Raw genomic sequence first — 21,670 nt, forward strand, 5'->3', positions numbered from 1 at the left:
TAGAGGAACAAACAATGGCAATCTCACAAGAAGATATCTTGGAAGCAGTATCGAACATGACTGTTATGGAAATCGTTGACTTAATTTCAGCGATGGAAGAAAAATTTGGCGTTTCAGCAGCTGCAGTTGCAGCAGCTCCAGCAGCTGGCGGTGACGCTGGTGCAGCAGAAGAGCAAACTGAATTTGACGTAGTCATGGAATCTTTTGGTGCTAACAAAGTTTCTGCAATTAAAGCAGTACGTGGTATCACAGGGTTAGGCTTGAAAGAAGCAAAGGGTGCTGTTGAAAGTTGCCCAGTTACGTTGAAAGAAGGTGTAAGCAAAGAAGAAGCTGAAGAAGTTAAAGCTACTTTAGAGGCAGCTGGTGCTACGGTCGAAATTAAATAATTTTGACAAAATATCATAGGCAGTAATGCCTGTAATATGGGCTGGTGATTACTTAAAAGTGGTCACCGGCCTTTTACTGTTTTAATGCCCCGAATTCAGAAACCTACTCTCGACAAAGGATAAGGAAGTAATATGGCCTACACTTTTACTGAAAAAAAACGCCTAAGAAATAATTTTGGAAAAGCAAATGAAGTTCTAGACGTTCCTTATTTGCTGGAAACGCAAATCAAATCTTATGCCGGGTTTTTACAAACCGGAATAAAACCAGCAAAAAGAAAAGATGTTGGGCTGCATGCGGCTTTTTCCAGCGTATTCCCTATTCATAGTCATTCTGGCTATGCTGTTCTTGAGTATGTTAAATACCGCTTAGGTGAGCCCGTTTTTGATGTGCGTGAATGTCAACAACGTGGTGCCACTTATGCGGCGCCGTTACGTGTAATCGCGCGCCTGGTTATTTATGATAAGGAAGCACCAGGCAGTACCAAAGTTGTCAAGGATATCAGAGAGCAAGAAGTTTACATGGGTGAATTACCCTTAATGACAGAGAATGGAACCTTTGTTATTAATGGAACTGAGCGTGTTATTGTTTCTCAGTTACACCGAAGCCCAGGCGTGTTTTTTGATCATGATAAAGGTAAAACGCATTCTTCTGGTAAATTATTACTGAATGCCCGTGTTATTCCGTATCGTGGCTCATGGTTAGATTTTGAATTCGATCATAAAGATTGCGTTTTTGTCAGAATAGATCGTCGTCGTAAAATTCCGGCCACTATTCTTTTGCGTGCTTTGGGTTATGGAAATGAAGAGATGATCGACATCTTCTTCGAAACAAATAAGATTTCTATCAGTGCCGAAAAGATCTTACTGGACTTAATTCCGGAGAGATTAAAAGGTGAAATTGCCACTTTCGATCTCAAATTCGATGGCAAAGTACTGGTAGAAGAGGGACGACGCATTACTGCCAAGCATATCAAGCAGATGCAAAAAGATAAAATCAAGGAACTGGAAATTCCTAAAGAATATTTATACGGAAATATTTTAGCGAATAATATTATTGATGAGTCTACTGGTGAGTTAGTGGCTAATGTCAATGATGAAATTACTGAAGAGCTATTAGATAAGTTAATAGCTGAAGGTGTTAGTGAGATTAATACCTTGTATGTAAATGACCTGGATCGTGGTCCTTATATCTCTTCAGCGATGAGAATCGATAATACGACTAATCGCCTGGAAGCATTGATTGAGATTTATCGCATGATGCGACCTGGAGAGCCGCCCACTAAAGACTCTGCAGAGAACTTGTTTAATAACCTGTTTTTTACTGAAGACAGATATGATTTATCAGCCGTAGGGCGGATGAAATTTAATCGTCGACTAGGCATTCCTGATGGTGAAGGCGAAGGTACATTAAGTAAAGAAGATATTATTAATGTATTGAAAGAATTAATCAATATCAGAAATGGTAATGGTGTCGTTGATGATATTGACCATTTAGGTAACCGTCGTGTTAGATCGGTTGGCGAAATGATTGAAAATCAGTTTCGAGTGGGCTTGGTTCGTGTAGAGCGGGCGGTAAGAGAGCGTTTAACACTTGCTGATTCTGAAGGCTTGATGCCGCAGGAAATTATCAATGCCAAACCTGTTTCTGCTGCTGTAAAAGAGTTTTTTGGTTCTAGTCAGTTATCACAGTTTATGGATCAGAATAATCCATTATCTCAGGTAACGCATAAACGTCGTGTTTCAGCATTGGGGCCGGGTGGTCTAGCGAGAGAGAGAGCTGGTTTTGAAGTTCGTGATGTACATACTACTCACTACGGTCGTGTGTGTCCTATTGAAACGCCTGAGGGGCCAAATATTGGCCTGATTAACTCATTAGCTGTTTATGCACGTACTAATGAATATGGGTTTCTCGAAACACCGTATCGTAAAGTTGAAAAAGGCGTAGTGACTGATCAGGTTGATTATTTATCTGCAATTGGTGAGGGTAACTTTGTTATTGCCCAGGCCAGTGTGCCTGTAGATGACAGTGGCAGATTGGTCGAGGGCTTGGTATCTTGTCGTTATAAAGATGAGTTCACTCTGGTTTCCTCCGCTGATGTGGATTATATGGATGTATCGGCTAAACAGATTGTGTCTGTTGCGGCTTCAATTGTGCCATTTCTAGAGCATGATGATGCTAACAGAGCCTTGATGGGATCGAACATGCAGCGTCAGGCTGTTCCTGTACTTAAGGCTGAAAAGCCAATCGTTGGAACAGGTATGGAGCGTACCGTTGCTAAAGATTCTGGAGTCACGGTAGTTGCCAGACGAGGTGGCGTGATTGTCAGTGTGGATGCCAGCCGAATCGTAGTGCGAGTTAATGATACTGAAACAGAGTCTGCAGAAACCGGGGTAGATATTTACAACCTGATTAAATATGTTCGTTCTAACCAGAATACCTGTATTAATCAAAAGCCATTAGTTAAACCAGGCGATTCTGTTGCTGCTGGAGATATCATGGCAGATGGGCCTTCTACAGATATGGGGGAATTAGCATTAGGTCAAAATATGTTAATCGCCTTTATGCCGTGGAATGGTTATAACTTTGAAGATTCTATTTTAGTTTCTGAGCGAGTGGTCAAAGAAGACCGCTTTACGTCAATTCATATTGAAGAAAAGACGTGTATCGCTCGTGATACTAAGCATAGCCCGGAAGAAATTACTGCGGATATTCCCAATGTCAGTGAAGAAGCACTTTCCAAGCTTGATGATTCAGGCATAGTCTATGTCGGAGCAGAAGTTAAGGGGGGTGATATTCTGGTGGGTAAGGTTACTCCAAAAGGAGAGTCGCAACTTACGCCAGAAGAAAAGTTACTGAGAGCTATATTTGGAGAAAAAGCGGCGGATGTTAAAGATACGTCTCTAAGAGTTCCGGGTAGTATCCGCGCCACAGTTATTGATGTACAAATTTTTACCCGTGATGGAGTAGAAAAGGATAAACGTGCGCTAGCGAATGAAGCGTCTGCAGTTAAGAGTTACCGCAAAGATTTAAATGATCAGTTGGCGATTGTAGAAAAAGACATTTATCAGCGAACTGCAAACATCCTTATTGGTGAGAAAGCATTGTCCGGGCCGAATAGCCTGAAATCTTCTACACTGATCACTCAGGATTACTTAGATGCTGTTAAGCGATCTGAATGGTCTAACATCAAAATGGAAAACGAAGAGCTTAATGTACAGCTTGAAGGGCTGGATGCACAGATAACTAAATTACGTAAAGAATTTGATGAAAGGTTCGAAGTCAAGCGTAAGAAAATCACGATGGGTGATGATCTGGCACCGGGCGTATTGAAAATGGTTAAAGTATATTTAGCGGTTAAAAAACGCATACAGCCAGGTGATAAAATGGCGGGGCGACATGGAAATAAAGGGGTTATCTCGCGCATAAATCCTATTGAAGATATGCCTTATCTTGCTGATGGAACGCCGATTGATATCGTACTAAACCCTCTAGGGGTGCCTTCTCGAATGAATGTCGGGCAGGTGCTTGAGACGCATTTAGGTTGGGCAGCAAAAGGTTTGGGTGTAAAAATTGGCAAAATGCTTGAAGCCAAGGCCGCGGTCACAGAAATAAGGAGCTATTTAGACAAAATCTATAATAGCAGTGGTCAGAAGGAAGATCTGGAATCTTTTTCTGATGCGGAAATTATCGAAATGTCACAAAACCTGGTGGCTGGTGTACCTATGGCATCACCCGTGTTTGATGGCGCGAGTGAAGATGAGATTCGCTATATGCTATCTTTGGCTGAATTACCGGAAAGCGGTCAGACAACTTTATATGACGGCTTAACAGGTGAAGCATTTGAACGCGATATTACCGTCGGTTATATGCATATGTTGAAACTGAATCACTTGGTGGATGACAAGATGCATGCACGTTCAACAGGGCCATATAGTCTTGTGACACAGCAGCCATTAGGTGGTAAAGCACAGTTTGGAGGTCAGCGTTTTGGTGAAATGGAAGTATGGGCGCTAGAAGCATATGGTGCTGCTTATACATTACAGGAAATGTTAACGGTTAAATCTGATGATGTAACGGGTCGTACGCGCATGTATAAAAATATTGTTGATGGAAATCATCAAATGGAACCAGGCATGCCTGAGTCATTTAATGTATTGCTTAAAGAAATTCGCTCCCTAGCTATTAATATTGAAGTGCAATAAGTAAACACTTTTGAAAATAGTTACTAGCTAATGAGTTCTGGTTCAGCCAGATTACACACAAAGGGGATAAGCTCTTGAAAGATTTATTAAATTTCTTAAAACGTCAAAATAGAACAATTGATTTTGATGAAATTAGCATAGGCTTGGCGTCACCAAACCAGATTAGATCCTGGTCATATGGTGAGGTTAAGAAGCCGGAAACAATTAATTACCGTACCTTTAAACCCGAGCGTGATGGGCTTTTCTGTGCGAAAATTTTTGGCCCGGTGAGTGATTACGAGTGTTTATGTGGTAAGTACAAGCGTCTAAAACACCGTGGTGTGATTTGTGAAAAATGTGGCGTTGAAGTTACTTTGTCCAAAGTTCGCCGTGAGCGTATGGGGCATATCGAGCTTGCCAGCCCGGTAGCACACATCTGGTTTTTAAAATCCTTACCCTCAAGGATTGCACTGTTGTTAGATATGACACTGCGTGAAATTGAGCGTGTATTGTATTTTGAATCATTTGTAGTACTTGAAGAAGGTATGACGCCTTTGGAAAGGAAAAAGCTGTTAACCGATGATGAATATTTAGATGCTTTTGAAGAGCATGGTGATGAGTTTGTGGCCAAAATGGGTGCAGAAGCTATCTATGCGCTGTTAAAAACTATTGATGTTAAGGCTGAAGTTGATCAGCTAAGAGAAGAAATTAACAGTACAAACTCTGAAACCAAGATTAAAAAATTCTCCAAGCGCTTAAAAGTTCTTGAGTCGCTTTTAGGTTCTTCTAACCGTCCAGAATGGATGGTAATGAATGTACTGCCTGTATTGCCACCTGAATTACGTCCGTTGGTACCCTTGGATGGTGGGCGTTTTGCAACTTCGGATCTGAATGATTTATATAGACGTGTTATTAACAGAAATAACCGTTTGCATCGCCTACTGGATTTAAGCGCCCCTGACATCATTATTCGTAATGAAAAAAGGATGTTGCAAGAATCGGTTGATGCCCTGTTAGATAACGGTCGCCGTGGTAGAGCTATTACAGGAACTAATAGGCGTCCATTAAAATCACTTGCCGATATGATTAAAGGTAAGCAGGGGCGTTTTAGACAAAATCTATTAGGTAAGCGAGTCGATTATTCTGGTCGGTCAGTTATTGTGGTCGGGCCTACATTGAAATTACATCAGTGTGGCTTGCCTAAGAAAATGGCTCTGGAGCTTTTTAAGCCATTTATCTTTAGTAAGTTACAGTTACGTGGTTTAGCGACAACGATTAAGGCTGCCAAGAAACTGGTGGAAAGTGAAGGCGTTGAAGTCTGGGATATTCTTGAAGAAGTTATTCATGAGCATCCAATACTACTGAACCGTGCGCCGACATTACATAGATTGGGAATTCAGGCTTTCGAGCCAACCCTGATTGAAGGTAAGGCGATCAATCTTCATCCGCTGGTATGTAGCGCATTTAATGCCGACTTTGATGGCGATCAGATGGCGGTACATATTCCGTTGTCAATTGAAGCGCAGTTGGAAGCAAGAATCTTGATGGTGGCGACTAATAATATTCTGTCGCCAGCTAATGGAGAGCCTATTATTAATCCATCTCAGGATGTGGTATTAGGACTTTACTATATCAGTCGTGAAAAGCTTAAGGCTAAAGGTGATGGTTCAGCTTTTTTTGATATTAATGAAGTCAAAAGAGCACTAGATGCCAAAGTAGTTGAGTTGCAATCAAAAGTTCAGGTAAGAATAACTGAAAGAATAAGCAATGAAGGTGGCGAGCCCGAGTATAAAACCACGCGGTTTGAAACAACGGTTGGTCGGGTTTTAATCTGGGAGATTGTGCCTGAAGGTATGCCGTTTGAAATCGTCAACTGTGATATGACCAAGAAAAATATATCACGGCTGCTCGATTATAGTTATCGTCACTTAGGTAATAAAGACACGGTAATACTGGCTGACCAGATTATGTATCTGGGTTTTAAATATGCAACACGTTCAGGTATTTCTTTTGGTATCAATGACATGGAGATTCCGAAAGAAAAAGTAAGTATCCTTGCGGAAGCGGAGCGGGAAGTTATTGAAATTCAGGAGCAATACTCTTCTGGTTTGGTAACCGATGGTGAGCGCTATAATAAAGTTGTTGATATCTGGTCACATGCAAACGAAAAAGTGGCCAAAGTAATGATGGATGGTTTAGGTACAGATAAAGTCGAAGACGATGATGGTACTATCTTAGAGCAAAAGTCATTTAACTCAATCTTTATGATGGCTGAGTCTGGGGCGCGGGGTTCTGCAGCACAGATCAGGCAGCTTGCAGGTATGCGTGGTTTAATGGCAAAACCAGATGGCTCTATTATCGAAACTCCGATTACAGCGAACTTCCGTGAAGGGCTGGATGTACTACAGTACTTTATTTCTACACACGGCGCGCGTAAAGGTTTAGCTGATACGGCTCTTAAAACTGCTAACTCTGGATATTTAACCCGTCGTTTAGTGGATGTGGCGCAGGATCTTGTGATTAATGGTGTAGATTGCGGCACAGCTAACGGCATGTTAATGGCTCCGATTATCGAAGGTGGTGACGTTGTTGAACCATTGGCGGAGCGAGTATTAGGCCGAGTGGTTATTGGTGATGTATTGAGTGTAGGAACCGAGGAAGTGCTGGTAGAGGATGGCACAATGCTGGATGAGCATTTAGTGTCTGTACTTGAGCAACATAGTATTGATGATGTCTATGTGCGTTCAATTATTACCTGTGATAACCGTCATGGCGTCTGTGCTAAATGTTATGGGCGTGATCTGGGGCGTGGGCATATGGTCAATAGCGGCGAAGCTGTTGGTGTTATTGCGGCACAATCAATTGGTGAGCCGGGTACACAGCTTACCATGAGGACTTTTCATATCGGTGGAGCCGCATCACGTCAAGTTGCCATTAGTAATGTTCAGGTTAAATCTAAAGGACTTGTGAAATTACATAACCTAAAAACCGTAGAAAATCGTGTTGGTAACTTAGTTGCCGTATCGAGATCAGGTGAAGTCGGTGTAATGGATGAGTATGGACGTGAAAAAGAGAAATATAAAATCCCGTATGGTGCTGAATTAACTTGTAAAGATGGTGGTTCAGTAGACACGGGCGATATTGTTGTAACTTGGGATCCACACGTACATCCTGTCGTTACAGAAGTTGCTGGTATCGTTGAGTTAGTTGATTTTGAGCCAGGCTTGTCAATTCAGGAAGTGTCTGATGAGGTTACCGGAGTAAGTTCAATTACGGTACTAGATCCTAAGCAGCGTGTCAGTGCCGGTAAAGATTTGCGTCCGTTAGTTAAGCTGATCACTGCGGATGGCGAGAGTGTTATGTTGCCAAATACTGATCTAGCTGCGCAGTATGTTTTACCCGCAGGTTCAATTTTGGGAGTAAAAGATGGTGTGGAGGTTCAGGTGGGAGATGTGCTGGGAAGAATTCCTCAGGAGTCAAGTAAAACGCGTGATATTACAGGGGGTTTACCACGGGTAGCAGATTTATTTGAAGCAAGAAAAACCAAAGATCCTGCAATTTTAGCTGAGGCGACTGGTGCTATTGCCTTTGGTAAAGAAACTAAAGGCAAGCAGCGTATTATTATTACTGATTCGGAAGGTGAGCAGTACGAAACACTAGTACCTAAGTGGCGACATATTACGGTATTTGAGGGTGAATTTGTAGATAAAGGTGAAACGATTGCTGAGGGTGAATTAACACCACATGACATTCTACGTCTACGCGGGGTAACGGAGTTGACAACCTACCTGGTTAAAGAAATACAGGATGTTTACCGTCTGCAAGGTGTGAAAATTAACGATAAGCATATCGAGGCGATTATTCGCCAGATGTTGCGTAAAGTTGAAATTACAGCTTCAGGAGACAGCGCATATACTAAAGGTGATCAGGTTGAAAAAGTTGCTGTTAAAGAAATTAATGACAAACTTGAAGCGGAAGGGAAAATTCCAGCCAGCTATGATCCTATGTTATTAGGTATTACCAAGGCGTCTTTGGCGACGGAATCATTTGTTTCAGCAGCGTCTTTCCAGGAAACGACGAGAGTATTAACTGATGCTGCGGTACGTGGCTTGAAAGATCAGCTATATGGACTAAAAGAAAATGTAATTGTTGGGCGCTTAATTCCGGCAGGTACAGGTTTGGCATTCCATGAGGCAAGAAGAAAGCGTAAAGAAGCGAAAGTTGAATCAGTAAATACGCCTGAGGAAGCTAAAGCGATAGAAGTTGTTGATGCTGAAGAGGCGCTTAAGCAGGCTTTGAATGCTGAATAACAAGAAATAGTTGACTTTAGAAGGGCGGGATAATAAAATGTCCTGCTCATTAGAGTTATTGTAAATAATTAAGTGTATTTTATGCACAGGCAAATAATGCAAGACGGAGTAATTTAATTTATGGCTACTGTTAACCAGTTGGTTCGTAAGCCGCGCACAAGAAAAGTAGAAAAAAGTAATGTGCCAGCGCTTGAGGCTTGTCCTCAAAGACGTGGTGTTTGTACGCGTGTGTATACCACTACACCAAAAAAACCAAATTCAGCATTACGTAAAGTAGCGCGGGTAAGGCTTACTAGCGGAGCAGAAGTTAGTAGTTATATTGGCGGTGAAGGGCATAACCTGCAAGAACACTCGGTTGTTCTAATTCGTGGGGGAAGGGTGAAGGATTTACCTGGTGTGCGCTATCACGTTGTGCGCGGAAGTCTGGATACTTCTGGTGTAGATAGTCGTAGATGTGGCCGTTCTAAATACGGTACAAAAAAGCCTAAGAGCTAGGCTGTAAAAAACTAAAATTTAAGAACAATTGTTGGTGATATAAATGTCAAGAAGAAGAGCGGCGATAAAACGTACAGTTTTACCAGACCCAAGATATAGTAGCGTTGTCCTAACCAAATTTATGAATATGGTGATGGTTGACGGGAAGAAATCAGTAGCAGAAAAAATTGTCTATGGTGCATTTGAGACTGTTGAAGCTAAAGGTCATGCAGATCCATTAGAGGTTTTTACTAAAGCACTAGAGAATATTCAGCCTCGCGTGGAAGTGAAGTCAAGACGAGTCGGTGGTGCAACTTATCAGGTGCCTATTGAAGTTAGACCAAGCCGTCGAATAGCATTGGCTATGCGTTGGATGATTGAAGCGTCACGTAAGCGAAATGAAAAAACCATGCCGTTAAAATTGGCAGGCGAAATGATGGATGCAGTGGAAGGTCGTGGTTCTGCAGCTAAGAAACGCGAAGATACGCATAGAATGGCCGAAGCGAATAAAGCTTTCTCGCATTATCGCTGGTAGTATTTTAGGTTTTTTGACGTGGCACGTGTAACGCCGATAGAGAAATATCGGAATATTGGCATTATGGCTCATATCGATGCGGGTAAAACCACAACGACAGAGCGTATTTTGTACTATACAGGTGTCTCGCATAAGATCGGTGAAGTTCATGACGGTTCGGCTGTTATGGATTGGATGGAGCAAGAGCAGGAAAGAGGTATTACCATTACCTCAGCAGCAACTACCTGTTTTTGGGCTGGCATGGAAAGTCAATATGATAAGCATCGTATCAATATTATTGATACGCCAGGACATGTAGATTTCACCATTGAAGTTGAACGCTCGTTAAGGGTTCTTGATGGTGCTGTTGCCGTGTTTTGTGCTGTAGGCGGTGTTGAGCCGCAGTCAGAAACGGTCTGGCGACAAGCTGATAAATATGAGGTGCCGAGAATTGTTTTCATCAATAAGATGGATCGTTCTGGTGCTGATTACTTTAGAGTGATTGAACAAATCAAAGCTCGCCTGGGCGGAAATCCAGTGCTTATGCAAATCCCTGTGGGGTCGGAAGATGGCTTTGTCGGGATTGTCGACTTGCTAGAGATGCAAGCTATCTATTGGCAAGAAGACAACATGGGGATGACGTTCAATAAAGAATCGATACCCACTGAATTATTAAGTCAGGCTGAAGAATGGCGTGAAAAACTGGTTGAAGCTGCAGCAGAGGCAAATGATGAGTTGATGGAAAAATACCTGGAAGATGGTAAATTATCTGTTGATGAATGTAAGCTAGGTCTCAGGTTAAGGACGGTTAGTAGTGAGATATCGCCGGTATATTGCGGTTCGGCTTTTAAAAATAAAGGTGTGCAAGCCCTGTTAGATGGCGTGCTGTATTTTTTACCTTCTCCGTTAGATGTAAAAGCAATTGTGGGTGAATTAAAAGACGGTAGTTATGCTGAAAGGCATGCGTCGGATGATGAGCCTTTCGCTGCGTTGGCGTTTAAAATAGCAACCGAACCTTTTGTGGGTTCATTAACCTTTATTAGGGTTTATTCGGGCGTACTTGCATCGGGCAGTGTTGTATATAACGTACTAAAGGGTAAGCGCGAACGCGTGGGTAGGTTATTACAAATGCATGCTAATAGTCGGGAGGATGTTTCCGAGGTTAGAGCAGGAGATATTGCGGCAGCGGTAGGTTTTAAAGATGTAACAACGGGTGAAAGTTTGTGCGCAGAAAATGCACAGATTATTCTGGAAAAAATGGATTTTCCGGAGCCAGTTATTTCCATTGCTGTTGAGGCGCGCACCAAAGTAGATCAGGATAAGATGGCTGAATCCTTAGGTCGTTTGATGAAAGAAGATCCTTCTTTTCATGTGATGACGGATGAGGAGTCTGGCCAGGTTATTATCTCGGGGATGGGTGAATTGCATCTGGAGATTTTAGTAGATCGTATGCGTAGAGAATTTGCAGTCAATCTAAATGTTGGAGCGCCTCAGGTTTCTTATCGAGAAACAATTAAGCAGGTGGTTCAGCAAGAAGGAAAGTTTATTCGCCAGACTGGCGGAAAAGGACAATATGGACATGTAATAATTAAGCTAGAGCCCATGGAATTAGGTTCTGGCTATTCTTTTTTCAGCGAAGTGGCGGGTGGCACGGTTCCTAAGGAGTTTATCCCGGCGGTTGATAAGGGAATACAAGAGCAAATGAAAAATGGCGTCTTGGCGGGGTATCCTGTTGTGGACGTAAAGGTGACCTTGCTGGATGGTTCTTACCATGATGTGGACTCAAATGAGATGGCTTTTTCCATTGCCGGGTCTATGGCTTTTAGGGATGGTACAAAACAGGCTAAGCCAGTTTTGCTCGAGCCAATTATGAAAGTAGAGATCGTGACTCCCGAAGAATATATGGGAGATGTGGTAGGAGATGTGAATAGGCGTAGAGGTATAGTTCTAGGGATGGAAGATACGTCAATAGGTAAGACAATTAACTGCGAAGTGCCGTTAGCTGAAATGTTTGGTTATGCAACTGACCTGCGTTCGGCAACTCAAGGGCGTGCTACTTACAGTATGCAATTTGAAAAATATAATGAGACGCCTGCGAAAATTGCAGATGCAATTATACAAAAAACTTCATAAGAATTGATATTTAAAAAAGGTATTGGCTAATGGCTAAAGAAAAATTTGAACGTAATAAACCACACGTAAACGTCGGCACGATTGGTCACGTTGATCACGGTAAAACAACACTGACTGCTGCGCTTACAAAAGTGATGGCGGAGAAATTGGGTGGAGAAGTCAAGGCATTTGATCAAATTGATAATGCACCTGAAGAGCGTGAGCGTGGAATTACCATTGCAACATCGCATGTAGAGTACGAATCAGAAAACCGTCACTACGCACATGTAGATTGTCCAGGTCACGCGGATTATGTGAAAAACATGATTACCGGTGCGGCGCAAATGGATGGTGCTATTCTGGTGTGTGGCGCGACAGATGGTCCTATGCCACAAACAAGAGAGCATATCCTGTTATCAAGACAGGTGGGTGTTCCTTATATCGTAGTGTTCCTGAATAAAGCTGACCTGCTTGCAGAAGATTGTGGTGGCGTGGGAACTGAAGAATATTTAGAAATGCTGGAATTGGTGGAAATGGAAATTCGCGAAATTCTAGACCAATACGAATTCCCGGGTGATGATACGCCCATCATTGTTGGTTCTGCCTTAAAAGGTCTTGAAGGTGACACTAGTGATTTGGGTGTGCCATCTATTGAAAGGCTAGTAGATGCTTTAGATAGTTATATTCCCGAGCCAGAGAGAGCAACGGAAGGTGCTTTCCTGATGCCGATTGAAGATGTGTTTTCAATTTCGGGTCGTGGAACCGTAGTAACAGGGCGTATTGAGCGTGGTGTTGTCAAGGTTGGCGAAGAAATTGAAATTGTTGGTATCAAAGATACAACTAAAACGACTTGTACCGGCGTGGAGATGTTCCGCAAACTGCTTGATCAGGGGCAGGCGGGTGACAACGTAGGTATCTTGTTAAGAGGAACCAAGCGTGAAGACGTTGAGCGTGGTCAGGTATTAGCGCATGTGGGGACAATTACGCCGCATACAAAATTCTCGGCTGAAATATATGTGCTTGCAAAGGATGAAGGGGGTCGTCATACACCATTCTTCAATGGCTATCGTCCGCAGTTCTATTTCAGAACAACCGATGTAACCGGCGCAGTTGAATTGCCAGCAGGAACAGAAATGGTGATGCCTGGCGATAACGTATCAGTAGAAGTAACCTTGATCGCACCGATTGCGATGGAAGAAGGTTTGCGTTTTGCGATTCGTGAAGGTGGCCGTACCGTTGGTGCGGGTGTTGTTGCTAAAGTTATTGAGTAATAAATATGTCAAGTCAAACAATTAGAATAAGCCTGAAAGCATTTGATCATAAATTAATTGATCAGTCTGCAGGTGAAATTGTTGAAACAGCAAAAAGAACAGGTGCGCAAGTTAAAGGGCCTATTCCGCTACCAACAAAACACGAGCGTTTTACAATTCTAACGTCTCCGCATGTAAATAAAGATGCGCGTGATCAATATGAATTGAGAACATACAAACGTCTGCTTGATATTATCGAGCCGACCGATAAGACGGTTGATACGCTAATGAAATTAGATTTAGCAGCGGGTGTCGACGTTAAAATAAAGCTTATTTAAGCTTAGAAGTTTGAGGGTTTAATTATGTCATTAGGTCTAATTGGTCGTAAATGTGGAATGACACGTGTCTTTACAGAAGATGGTGTGTCGGTGCCTGTTTCGGTTATACAAATAGATTCAAATAGGGTTTCTCAGCTTAAAGGGCTAGAAACGGATGGTTATCGCGCAGTACAGGTTGCTGCGGGTGAAAAGAAATCATCGAAAGTTGGTAAAGCGATGGCGGGTCATTATGCAGCAGCAAATATGACAGCGGGTCGTGGCTTGTGGGAATTCAGATTAAATGAGGGTGAAGGTGCTGATCTGCAAGTTGGTTCTGAATTAACGGCTGGAATTTTTGCTGATGGACAGATTATTGATGTTCAGGGTACTAGTATCGGTAAAGGTTTTCAGGGTGGTGTAAAGCGGCACAATTTTCAAATGCAGGATGCAACGCACGGTAACTCGATATCGCATAGATCGAATGGATCTATCGGTATGTGTCAAACGCCGGGTAGAGTATTCAAAGGTAAGAAAATGTCAGGGCATATGGGAGCGGAAACGGTTACCACGCAAAACTTGACTATTCATTCTATTGATACCGAAAGAAATCTTATATTAGTAAAAGGTGCGGTTCCTGGTGCTAAAGGTGGCGATGTAATATTAACGCCAGCAGTAAAGAAAAAAAATAAAGGATAGGTCATGAGTGTCATAATACCAGCACTTAATAGTGCAGACTCTGCGGGTGAAGTAGAGGTTAGTGCGGATGTTTTTGGGCGTGAATATAATGAAGCTCTGATCCATCAATTAGCTGTGAAAGGCATGGCTGGCCTGCGTTCAGGCACTAAAGCACAAAAAAATAGAGCGGCTGTGAGTGGTGGCGGAGCAAAGCCATGGAAACAAAAAGGTTCGGGTAAAGCTAGATGTGGTACAATTCGAAGTCCACTTTGGAAGGGTGGTGGTGCGACATTTGCTGCTCAGCCAAGATCTTTTGATCAAAAGCTGAATAAAAAAATGTATCGTGCGGGAATTCGTTCCATTTTATCTGAATTGCTACGTCAGAATCGTTTGGTAGCAAGTGAAGATATTATGCCTTCGACTCCAAAAACAAAAGAGTTAGTTGCAAAATTGAAAGACTTGAGTAAAAGTCGGGTTTTAATTATTGCGGATGAGTTAACTGAAAATATATACTTGTCTTCAAGAAATATTGCAAACCTGGAAGTTACCACTGCAAACGAACTTGATCCTGTTATGTTAATTGCTGCGGATAGTGTTATCGCTACACCTGCAGCGTTGAAAGCAATTGAGGCGCGGTTATCATGAGTGTAGAGTTTAATCTTTCAAATGTCATTAAAGCGCCGGTTGTCTCTGAAAAGAGCACGGTTGCAGCAGAGACTGACAATAGATTTGTTTTTAAAGTAGCAAATCAGGCGACAAAATTACAAGTGAAAAAATCTGTAGAGTTAATGTTTAACGTTGAGGTTGAAAAAGTTCAACTGTTAAATGTTAAAGGTAAAACAAAAAGATTTGGTCGCTTTATGGGCAAGAGATCGGACTGGAAAAAAGCATATGTAAAGCTTAAACCAGGTCATGATATAGATTTCTCGGCAGCATAACGAAAGTATAAGAATATAAACGGTTGAGTAAATGGCTATTGTAAAATCAAAACCGACATCGCCAGGTTCTAGGTTTGTCGTAAGAATAAAGCATGAAGGATTGCATAAAGGTAAGCCGCATGCTGCATTAATAAGAAAAAAAACTAAGAGTGGTGGGCGTAATAATAATGGGCGCATCACTACTAGACACATTGGCGGTGGGCATAAGCAAAGCTACCGTATTATAGACTTTAAGCGTAATAAGCTTGATATTCCTGGTGTTGTAGAACGTCTTGAATATGATCCTAATAGAACAGCTAATATTGCGTTAGTCTTATATAAAGATGGTGAGCGTACATATATTATCGCACCTAAGGGTGTGGTCGCTGGGCAGGAGATTATTTCTTCAGAAAATGCACCTGTTAAAGCAGGAAATTGCATGTCTATGCGTAATATGCCTTTAGGTTCTATCATTCATTGTGTTGAGCTTAAGCCAGGCAAAGGCGCGCAAATGGCGCGTAGTGCGGGAACATCAGCGCAGCTAGTTGCTAAAGAAGGTGCGCATGTTACTTTGCGTTTGCGTTCAGGCGAAATGCGTAAAGTATTAGCAGATTGTAAAGCGGTTATTGGTGAAGTATCAAACTCTGAACACAATCTAAGATCACTTGGTAAAGCAGGTGCATCTAGATGGCGCGGTGTGCGTCCAACTGTTCGTGGTGTGGTAATGAATCCGGTAGATCATCCGCACGGTGGTGGTGAAGGAAGAACTTCAGGTGGTAGACATCCTGTATCTCCCTGGGGTATGCCCACTAAAGGTTATAAAACCAGAAAAAACAAGCGTACTGACAAGATGATTGTTAGGCGTCGTAACAAGCGTTAGAGAGGAATTTATAAAGTGCCACGTTCAATTAAAAAAGGTCCTTTTATTGATCATCATTTACAGAAAAAAGTTGATGATGCTGTCAGTAGTAATAGTAGGAAACCGATTAAGACTTGGTCTAGACGATCAATGATCTCACCTGAAATGCTAGGCTTAACCATAGCCGTGCATAATGGTCGCCAGCATATTCCCGTACTAGTTTCGGAAAATATGGTAGGCCATAAGCTAGGTGAATTTGCGCCGACTCGTACATACAGAGGCCATTTGGCTGATAGAAAGTCAAAATAAGGGTGAGTTATGGAAGTTTCAGCTAAATTAAGTAATGCGCCAATGTCAGCTCAAAAAGCAAGATTGGTAGCAGATCAAATCCGCGGACTGGAAGTCGAAGAAGCTTTGAATGTATTGAAATTCAGTACTAAAAAAGCAGCTGCGATTATGAAGAAAGTACTTGAGTCAGCTCTTGCCAATGCAGAGCATAATGAAAGTGCAGATATTGACGAGTTAAAAGTTTCAACTGTATTTGTAGATGAAGCTACAACGCTTAAGCGCTTTAGAGCGAGAGCAAAAGGTCGTGCAAATCATATTTTGAAACGCACTTGTCATATTACAGTTAAAGTCGCAGAGTTCGAGTAGGGGCAAAAAAATGGGTCAAAAAGTACATCCAACCGGGATCAGACTAGGAATAGTCAAGGATTTCACTTCTAGATGGTATGCAAATAGCAAGGATTATCCAGTTTTTTTGCACCAGGATTTAACGGTACGTGATTATGTCGCTAAGAAATTAGCGCATGCATCTGTAAGTCGTATTCAAATTAACCGCCCTGCGAATAACGCGCATATAACAATACATACGGCACGCCCTGGTATTGTTATCGGTAAAAAAGGCGAAGATATCGATTTGTTGCGCAAAGAGGTCTCCAAGATAATGGGGATTCCGGTGCAAATCAACGTTGAAGAAATTAGAAAGCCTGAGCTTGATGCAAAATTAGTTGCTGAGAGCGTTGCACAGCAATTAGAGAAAAGAATTATGTATCGTCGTGCTATGAAGCGTGCGGTTACGAATTCTATGCGTTTAGGTGCTGAAGGTATCAAAATTAATCTTGGCGGTCGTTTGAACGGTGCAGAAATTGCTCGTAGCGAATGGTATAGAGAAGGCCGTGTGCCTTTGCATACCTTAAGAGCTGATATTGATTACGGTGTCGCTGAGGCCAATACTACTTACGGTATTATTGGTATTAAAGTCTGGATTTTTAAAGGAGAGGTGTTTAACACAGACCCTGCTTTAGAAAATTCAGAAAAAACTAAAACTAAGAAATAGGTGAAGGAAAAATACCATGCTTCAACCTAAAAGAACAAAATTTCGTAAACAGCATAAATTAAGAAACACAGGTATTGCTGTTCGTGGATCATCAGTTAGCTTTGGTGAATATGGGCTTAAATCACTTGATCGAGGCAGAATTACTGCACGTCAAATTGAAGCGGCACGTAGAACTATAAGCAGACATTGTAAGCGTGATGGAAAACTTTGGATTAGAATTTTTCCAGATAAGCCGATTACCAAAAAGCCTTTAGAGGTTCGTATGGGTAAAGGTAAAGGTAGTGTTGAATACTGGATAGCTCAAATTAAACCAGGAACAATGTTATATGAATTACAGGGTGTGCCTGAAGAGATAGCACGTGAAGCATTTGCTTTAGCGGCGGCGAAATTACCTGTTAAAACTAAATTTATAGTTAGGACGGTACTGTGATGAAAGTAAGTGAATTACGTCAGAAAAGTGCAGAAGAACTAAATTCAACTTTGGTTGAATTAGGACGTGAACAATTTAATTTACGTATGCAAAAAAGCACAGGGCAATTGAGTAAACCTGACCAGGTAAAAAAGGTTAGAAGAAATATTGCGCGTGTGCAAACGATCGTAAATGAAATGGCGAGAAAAGCATAATGAGTGATAATGCAGAAAAAATACGCACCATCACTGGGCGTGTAGTAAGTAACAAAATGGATAAAACAGTCACTGTTTTAGTGGAGCGACTAGTTAAACATCCTGTTTACGGTAAATACATAAGAAGATCTACAAAATTATTCGCACATGATGAAAGTAATCAATGTAACGAAGGTGATGTAGTGTCAATTACTTCATGTCGTCCGTATTCAAAAAATAAAACGTTTAAATTAGTTGAAGTTGTTACGAAAGTAAGCTGATCAACTGTTTTAAATAACAAGTAAAAGTAACCAGGTATTAAATAATGATTCAGATGCAAACTAACCTTGATGTCGCTGATAATAGCGGCGCAAAAAAGGTCATGTGTATCAAAGTTCTCGGCGGGTCGCATAGACGGTATGCTGCGATTGGGGATATTATTAAAGTCAGTATTAAAGACGCTATCCCACGCGGCAGAGTTAAGAAAGGCGAAGTTTACAATGCTTTAGTTGTGCGTACCAAAAAAGGTGTACGTAGAGCTGATGGCTCGCTTATAAGATTTGATGGCAATGCAGCGGTTATATTAAACGCTCAACTTCAACCACTAGGCACACGTATTTTTGGGCCAGTGACACGTGAGTTAAGAAATGAGAATTTTATGAAAATAATTTCTCTAGCGCCAGAAGTATTGTAAGGGTCTTATAAATATGCAAAAACTTAAACAAGGTGACGAGGTCATCGTTCTTATCGGTAAAGATAAGGGCAAACGAGGACGGATCAATAAATTCTTGAACGAAAAGGTTCTGGTTGAAGGTGTTAATCAAGTTAAAAAACATCAAAAACCAAACCCTAATGCTGGAGTTCAAGGAGGCATAATTGAAAAAGAAATGCCTATCCATCAATCAAATGTTGCTCTATATAATGCTGCTGCAAAGAAAGCAGATAAAGTAGGCTTTAAAACGTTAGATGATGGCAAGAAAGTCCGTTATTTTAAATCTAATAATGAAATTATTGATGTGTAGGTATAATCATGGCTAGATTACAAGAAGATTATAAACAAAAAGTACTGCCTGCATTGATGGAAGAGTTTAAATACACATCAATAATGCAAGCTCCTAAAATTACTAAAATCACTTTAAACATGGGTTTGGGTGAAGCAGTTGCCGACAAGAAAGTTGTTCAGGCTGCGCTTGGTGATATGGAAAAAATAAGTGGTCAAAAACCAGTTGTTACACTGTCACGTAAGTCCATCGCGGGCTTTAAAATACGTGATGATATGCCAATCGGCTGCAAAGTAACGCTTAGATCTGACAAAATGTATGAATTCTTAGATCGCCTTATTAGTATAGCGATTCCACGAATTCGTGATTTTAGAGGACTCAGCCCTAAAAGCTTTGATGGACGTGGCAATTACAGCATGGGTGTTACCGAGCAAATTATCTTTCCCGAGATTGATTACGATAAGATTGATACTTTGCGTGGTATGGACATTTGTATCACTACAACCGCATCAACTAATGAAGAAGGTCTTGCGTTGTTGAAGCAGTTTAATTTTCCATTTAAGAGCTAACAGTTATGGCTAAGAAATCAATGATAGCTCGTGAAAATAAGCGAGTTAAACTGGTAAAACAGTACGAAGCAAAAAGAGCTTCTTTAAAAGAAATCATCAGAGATCCTAATACTTCAATTCAGGAAAAGGATGAAGCTAGTCTAGCATTGCAGAAGTTGCCTAGAGATTCTTGTGCAGCGCGTTTGCGTAATAGATGTAATATCACCGGCCGTCCTCATGGTTTTTATCGCAAATTTGGCCTGAGCAGAAACAAGCTTAGAGAAGCCACTATGCGTGGGGATGTACCAGGCTTGTCAAAAGCCAGCTGGTAATCGACTAGTACGAATTGGAGAAAATAATATGAGCATGACAGATCCAGTTGCAGACATGCTTACCCGCATTAGAAATGGGCAGTCTGCAGGAAAATTTAACGTTAATATGCCATCTTCCAAACTTAAAGTTGCCATTGCGCAAGTTTTAAAGGATGAAGGTTATATAACTAATTATTCTACTGAAACAAACGGTACGCATGTATCTATGTCAGTAGAGTTAAAGTATTACAATGGTAAGCCGGTAATCGAAAAGGTAAAGCGTATTAGTAAGCCTGGATTACGAGTTTACAAATCTAAAGACGAACTACCTAAGGTTTTGGGTGGTTTGGGTGTTGCAATCGTATCTACTTCTAAAGGTGTTATGACAGATCGCGCGGCTCGTGCAATCGGTCATGGCGGTGAAGTACTTTGCACCGTTTGTTAAGGGGGGTTAATTATGTCTAGAATCGCAAAAAGCCCTATCACTATTCCAGCGGGCGTTGAAGTTAAAGTAGAGGGTTCTACAGTTTCTGTTAAAGGGTCTAAAGGACAGTTAAGCATGCCAATACATCAAATGGTTGAGTTTGATTTGTCTGATTCGACTATTAATATGAAGTGGGATCAAGCCAATAAAAAAGCAACGGCGTTAGCAGGAACAACTCGCGCAAATGTTGCTAATATGGTTTCCGGAGTAACGCAAGGCTTTGAAAAGAAATTAACCTTAGTGGGTGTTGGTTATAGAGCACAGGTTAAAGGAAAAGTTTTAAGCATGAACCTGGGTTTCTCACATCCAATTGAATTTTCAATGCCTGAAGGTATTGTTATTGAAGCGCCAAGTCAAACTGAAATAGTTGTTAAAGGTATTGATAAGCAACTTGTTGGTGCTGTATCTGCGGATATCAGAGCGTATCGTCCGCCTGAGCCTTATAAAGGTAAAGGTGTTAAGTATGCTGATGAGCATATTGTTAGAAAAGACGCTAAGAAAAAATAGGCTAACAAAATGAATAAAAAAGCATCTCGAATGAAAAGAGCACTTAAGATTAGATCCAATATTAAAAGATTGGGTGATAATCGCTTATCAGTGCATAAAACATCGAAACACATATACGCTCAGATAATTACTGAGAATGGAACTATTACAGTAGCTAGCGCATCTACTACTCAGGCTGATATTAAGTCAGCAGTTAAGAGTACTGGTAATGTTGAATCAGCGGTTTTAGTAGGTAAAGCAGTAGCGGATAAGGCTATCGCTGCAGGTATTACTGAAGTTACTTTTGATCGTTCTGGTTTTAAATATCATGGTCGTGTAAAAGCATTAGCAGATGCTGCTCGCGAAGCTGGCTTGAAGTTCTAGGGGATAATAATGGCAAATGCATCTCAACAAGCGAATTCGGATGGGTTACAGGAAAAATTAGTTTCTGTACGTCGAGTCGCAAAAGTTGTAAAAGGCGGTAGAGTTTTTGGTTTTACTGCGCTAACAGTAGTAGGCGATGGTGATGGTAATGTTGGATATGGGGTAAGTAAGGCAAAAGAAGTACCCATAGCGATACAAAAATCACTAGAGCAAGCAAGAAAAAATATGCATAAGGTTGCGCTTAAAGGCGAAACACTGCAATATTCAATTATGTCAGAAGTTGGTGCAGCAAAAGTATTTATGCAGCCTGCAACAGAAGGTACCGGTATTATTGCTGGTGGACCTATGCGAGCAGTGTTTGAAGCTGTCGGCGTGCATAATGTTCTAGCTAAATGTATCGGGACTAATAATCCAATCAATGTTGTGCGAGCAACAATTGATGGCCTGGCGAAAATGAATAATGCTGAACAAATCGCTGCAAAACGTGGTTTGTCAGTTGAACAAATCACGGGGTAATC

At 41.4% G+C, this 21,670-nt stretch carries 26 protein-coding genes; all 26 read left to right on the top strand.

Translation table 11 applies throughout. The features are described from left to right. Positions 1 to 14 precede the first annotated feature (14 nt). Positions 15 to 386, top strand: coding sequence for a 50S ribosomal protein L7/L12 (gene rplL, locus ACQY3F_RS01640; protein ID WP_428353185.1), 372 nt, complete (start codon positions 15 to 17; stop codon positions 384 to 386). A 132-nt stretch (positions 387 to 518) separates the two neighbouring features. Then, positions 519 to 4,589 carry a DNA-directed RNA polymerase subunit beta gene (gene rpoB, locus ACQY3F_RS01645; protein WP_428353186.1) on the top strand — a complete coding sequence of 1,357 codons (4,071 nt, stop codon included), beginning with the start codon at positions 519 to 521 and terminating at the stop codon, positions 4,587 to 4,589. A 74-nt stretch (positions 4,590 to 4,663) separates the two neighbouring features. After that, positions 4,664 to 8,878, top strand: coding sequence for a DNA-directed RNA polymerase subunit beta' (rpoC, locus tag ACQY3F_RS01650; RefSeq protein ID WP_428353187.1), 4,215 nt, complete (start codon positions 4,664 to 4,666; stop codon positions 8,876 to 8,878). Positions 8,879 to 8,998: 120 nt separating this feature from the next. Further along, positions 8,999 to 9,373 carry a 30S ribosomal protein S12 gene (rpsL, locus tag ACQY3F_RS01655; protein ID WP_428353188.1) on the top strand — a complete coding sequence of 125 codons (375 nt, stop codon included), beginning with the start codon at positions 8,999 to 9,001 and terminating at the stop codon, positions 9,371 to 9,373. A 43-nt stretch (positions 9,374 to 9,416) separates the two neighbouring features. Then, on the top strand, positions 9,417 to 9,887 hold the full coding sequence (gene rpsG / locus ACQY3F_RS01660) for a 30S ribosomal protein S7 (RefSeq protein ID WP_428353189.1): 471 nt from the start codon (positions 9,417 to 9,419) through the stop codon (positions 9,885 to 9,887). Between the two features lie 18 nt (positions 9,888 to 9,905). Continuing rightward, entirely contained in the window at positions 9,906 to 11,999 is a 2,094-nt protein-coding gene (gene fusA / locus ACQY3F_RS01665; protein ID WP_428353190.1) for an elongation factor G, read from the top strand. A 29-nt stretch (positions 12,000 to 12,028) separates the two neighbouring features. Next, the gene (tuf, locus tag ACQY3F_RS01670; protein ID WP_428353191.1) at positions 12,029 to 13,249 is read left to right on the top strand and encodes an elongation factor Tu; all 1,221 of its coding nucleotides are present in this window, start codon (positions 12,029 to 12,031) and stop codon (positions 13,247 to 13,249) included. A gap of 5 nt (positions 13,250 to 13,254) precedes the next feature. Beyond that, the gene (gene rpsJ / locus ACQY3F_RS01675; protein WP_080524450.1) at positions 13,255 to 13,566 is read left to right on the top strand and encodes a 30S ribosomal protein S10; all 312 of its coding nucleotides are present in this window, start codon (positions 13,255 to 13,257) and stop codon (positions 13,564 to 13,566) included. 24 nt (positions 13,567 to 13,590) lie between these two features. Beyond that, positions 13,591 to 14,241 (top strand): 50S ribosomal protein L3, encoded by a 651-nt coding sequence (rplC, locus tag ACQY3F_RS01680; protein ID WP_428353192.1) that lies wholly within the window; start codon positions 13,591 to 13,593, stop codon positions 14,239 to 14,241. Positions 14,242 to 14,244: 3 nt separating this feature from the next. Beyond that, positions 14,245 to 14,865, top strand: coding sequence for a 50S ribosomal protein L4 (gene rplD / locus ACQY3F_RS01685; protein WP_428353193.1), 621 nt, complete (start codon positions 14,245 to 14,247; stop codon positions 14,863 to 14,865). Further along, complete coding sequence (gene rplW, locus ACQY3F_RS01690) at positions 14,862 to 15,158, top strand: 50S ribosomal protein L23 (RefSeq protein WP_428353194.1); 297 nt, start codon at positions 14,862 to 14,864, stop codon at positions 15,156 to 15,158. Before rplD ends, rplW begins: the two co-directional genes overlap by 4 nt. A gap of 31 nt (positions 15,159 to 15,189) precedes the next feature. Further along, positions 15,190 to 16,017, top strand: coding sequence for a 50S ribosomal protein L2 (gene rplB, locus ACQY3F_RS01695; protein WP_428353195.1), 828 nt, complete (start codon positions 15,190 to 15,192; stop codon positions 16,015 to 16,017). Positions 16,018 to 16,032: 15 nt separating this feature from the next. Further along, positions 16,033 to 16,305 (top strand): 30S ribosomal protein S19, encoded by a 273-nt coding sequence (rpsS, locus tag ACQY3F_RS01700; protein WP_428353196.1) that lies wholly within the window; start codon positions 16,033 to 16,035, stop codon positions 16,303 to 16,305. A gap of 9 nt (positions 16,306 to 16,314) precedes the next feature. After that, entirely contained in the window at positions 16,315 to 16,650 is a 336-nt protein-coding gene (gene rplV, locus ACQY3F_RS01705) for a 50S ribosomal protein L22 (RefSeq protein ID WP_428353197.1), read from the top strand. Between the two features lie 10 nt (positions 16,651 to 16,660). Next, positions 16,661 to 17,335 (top strand): 30S ribosomal protein S3, encoded by a 675-nt coding sequence (rpsC, locus tag ACQY3F_RS01710; protein WP_428353198.1) that lies wholly within the window; start codon positions 16,661 to 16,663, stop codon positions 17,333 to 17,335. 16 nt (positions 17,336 to 17,351) lie between these two features. Next, entirely contained in the window at positions 17,352 to 17,765 is a 414-nt protein-coding gene (gene rplP, locus ACQY3F_RS01715; RefSeq protein ID WP_428353199.1) for a 50S ribosomal protein L16, read from the top strand. Then, entirely contained in the window at positions 17,765 to 17,959 is a 195-nt protein-coding gene (gene rpmC, locus ACQY3F_RS01720) for a 50S ribosomal protein L29 (RefSeq protein ID WP_428357582.1), read from the top strand. The genes rplP and rpmC overlap by 1 nt, the downstream gene beginning before the upstream one ends. Beyond that, entirely contained in the window at positions 17,959 to 18,219 is a 261-nt protein-coding gene (gene rpsQ / locus ACQY3F_RS01725) for a 30S ribosomal protein S17 (RefSeq protein ID WP_428353200.1), read from the top strand. Before rpmC ends, rpsQ begins: the two co-directional genes overlap by 1 nt. 44 nt (positions 18,220 to 18,263) lie before the next feature. Further along, positions 18,264 to 18,632 carry a 50S ribosomal protein L14 gene (rplN, locus tag ACQY3F_RS01730; RefSeq protein WP_428353201.1) on the top strand — a complete coding sequence of 123 codons (369 nt, stop codon included), beginning with the start codon at positions 18,264 to 18,266 and terminating at the stop codon, positions 18,630 to 18,632. Between the two features lie 13 nt (positions 18,633 to 18,645). Continuing rightward, entirely contained in the window at positions 18,646 to 18,960 is a 315-nt protein-coding gene (gene rplX / locus ACQY3F_RS01735) for a 50S ribosomal protein L24 (RefSeq protein WP_428353202.1), read from the top strand. An 8-nt stretch (positions 18,961 to 18,968) separates the two neighbouring features. Further along, positions 18,969 to 19,508 (top strand): 50S ribosomal protein L5, encoded by a 540-nt coding sequence (gene rplE, locus ACQY3F_RS01740; protein ID WP_428353203.1) that lies wholly within the window; start codon positions 18,969 to 18,971, stop codon positions 19,506 to 19,508. Positions 19,509 to 19,513: 5 nt separating this feature from the next. Beyond that, positions 19,514 to 19,819 carry a 30S ribosomal protein S14 gene (gene rpsN / locus ACQY3F_RS01745; protein WP_428353204.1) on the top strand — a complete coding sequence of 102 codons (306 nt, stop codon included), beginning with the start codon at positions 19,514 to 19,516 and terminating at the stop codon, positions 19,817 to 19,819. A 28-nt stretch (positions 19,820 to 19,847) separates the two neighbouring features. Further along, positions 19,848 to 20,243, top strand: a complete 396-nt coding sequence (rpsH, locus tag ACQY3F_RS01750) for a 30S ribosomal protein S8 (protein ID WP_428353205.1) — start codon at positions 19,848 to 19,850, stop codon at positions 20,241 to 20,243. A gap of 12 nt (positions 20,244 to 20,255) precedes the next feature. Continuing rightward, positions 20,256 to 20,789, top strand: a complete 534-nt coding sequence (rplF, locus tag ACQY3F_RS01755) for a 50S ribosomal protein L6 (RefSeq protein ID WP_428353206.1) — start codon at positions 20,256 to 20,258, stop codon at positions 20,787 to 20,789. A gap of 9 nt (positions 20,790 to 20,798) precedes the next feature. Next, positions 20,799 to 21,152: a 50S ribosomal protein L18 gene (gene rplR, locus ACQY3F_RS01760; RefSeq protein ID WP_428353207.1), complete on the top strand. Its 354-nt coding sequence runs from the start codon at positions 20,799 to 20,801 to the stop codon at positions 21,150 to 21,152. Between the two features lie 9 nt (positions 21,153 to 21,161). Next, positions 21,162 to 21,668 carry a 30S ribosomal protein S5 gene (gene rpsE / locus ACQY3F_RS01765; RefSeq protein ID WP_428353208.1) on the top strand — a complete coding sequence of 169 codons (507 nt, stop codon included), beginning with the start codon at positions 21,162 to 21,164 and terminating at the stop codon, positions 21,666 to 21,668. The last annotated feature ends 2 nt before the right edge of the window (positions 21,669 to 21,670 follow it).

This window comes from Methyloprofundus sp. (assembly GCF_965251085.1).
Classification (GTDB): Bacteria; Pseudomonadota; Gammaproteobacteria; order Methylococcales; family Methylomonadaceae; genus Methyloprofundus.

Coding starts and splice junctions, on each gene's coding strand:
- rplL (WP_428353185.1), top strand. CDS start 15: ATGGCAATCTCACAAGAAGATATCTTGGAAGCAGTATCGAACATGACT.
- rpoB (WP_428353186.1), top strand. CDS start 519: ATGGCCTACACTTTTACTGAAAAAAAACGCCTAAGAAATAATTTTGGA.
- rpsL (WP_428353188.1), top strand. CDS start 8,999: ATGGCTACTGTTAACCAGTTGGTTCGTAAGCCGCGCACAAGAAAAGTA.
- rpsG (WP_428353189.1), top strand. CDS start 9,417: ATGTCAAGAAGAAGAGCGGCGATAAAACGTACAGTTTTACCAGACCCA.
- tuf (WP_428353191.1), top strand. CDS start 12,029: ATGGCTAAAGAAAAATTTGAACGTAATAAACCACACGTAAACGTCGGC.
- rpsJ (WP_080524450.1), top strand. CDS start 13,255: ATGTCAAGTCAAACAATTAGAATAAGCCTGAAAGCATTTGATCATAAA.
- rplC (WP_428353192.1), top strand. CDS start 13,591: ATGTCATTAGGTCTAATTGGTCGTAAATGTGGAATGACACGTGTCTTT.
- rplD (WP_428353193.1), top strand. CDS start 14,245: ATGAGTGTCATAATACCAGCACTTAATAGTGCAGACTCTGCGGGTGAA.
- rplW (WP_428353194.1), top strand. CDS start 14,862: ATGAGTGTAGAGTTTAATCTTTCAAATGTCATTAAAGCGCCGGTTGTC.
- rplB (WP_428353195.1), top strand. CDS start 15,190: ATGGCTATTGTAAAATCAAAACCGACATCGCCAGGTTCTAGGTTTGTC.
- rplV (WP_428353197.1), top strand. CDS start 16,315: ATGGAAGTTTCAGCTAAATTAAGTAATGCGCCAATGTCAGCTCAAAAA.
- rpsC (WP_428353198.1), top strand. CDS start 16,661: ATGGGTCAAAAAGTACATCCAACCGGGATCAGACTAGGAATAGTCAAG.
- rplP (WP_428353199.1), top strand. CDS start 17,352: ATGCTTCAACCTAAAAGAACAAAATTTCGTAAACAGCATAAATTAAGA.
- rpmC (WP_428357582.1), top strand. CDS start 17,765: ATGAAAGTAAGTGAATTACGTCAGAAAAGTGCAGAAGAACTAAATTCA.
- rpsQ (WP_428353200.1), top strand. CDS start 17,959: ATGAGTGATAATGCAGAAAAAATACGCACCATCACTGGGCGTGTAGTA.
- rplN (WP_428353201.1), top strand. CDS start 18,264: ATGATTCAGATGCAAACTAACCTTGATGTCGCTGATAATAGCGGCGCA.
- rplX (WP_428353202.1), top strand. CDS start 18,646: ATGCAAAAACTTAAACAAGGTGACGAGGTCATCGTTCTTATCGGTAAA.
- rplE (WP_428353203.1), top strand. CDS start 18,969: ATGGCTAGATTACAAGAAGATTATAAACAAAAAGTACTGCCTGCATTG.
- rpsN (WP_428353204.1), top strand. CDS start 19,514: ATGGCTAAGAAATCAATGATAGCTCGTGAAAATAAGCGAGTTAAACTG.
- rpsH (WP_428353205.1), top strand. CDS start 19,848: ATGAGCATGACAGATCCAGTTGCAGACATGCTTACCCGCATTAGAAAT.
- rplF (WP_428353206.1), top strand. CDS start 20,256: ATGTCTAGAATCGCAAAAAGCCCTATCACTATTCCAGCGGGCGTTGAA.
- rplR (WP_428353207.1), top strand. CDS start 20,799: ATGAATAAAAAAGCATCTCGAATGAAAAGAGCACTTAAGATTAGATCC.
- rpsE (WP_428353208.1), top strand. CDS start 21,162: ATGGCAAATGCATCTCAACAAGCGAATTCGGATGGGTTACAGGAAAAA.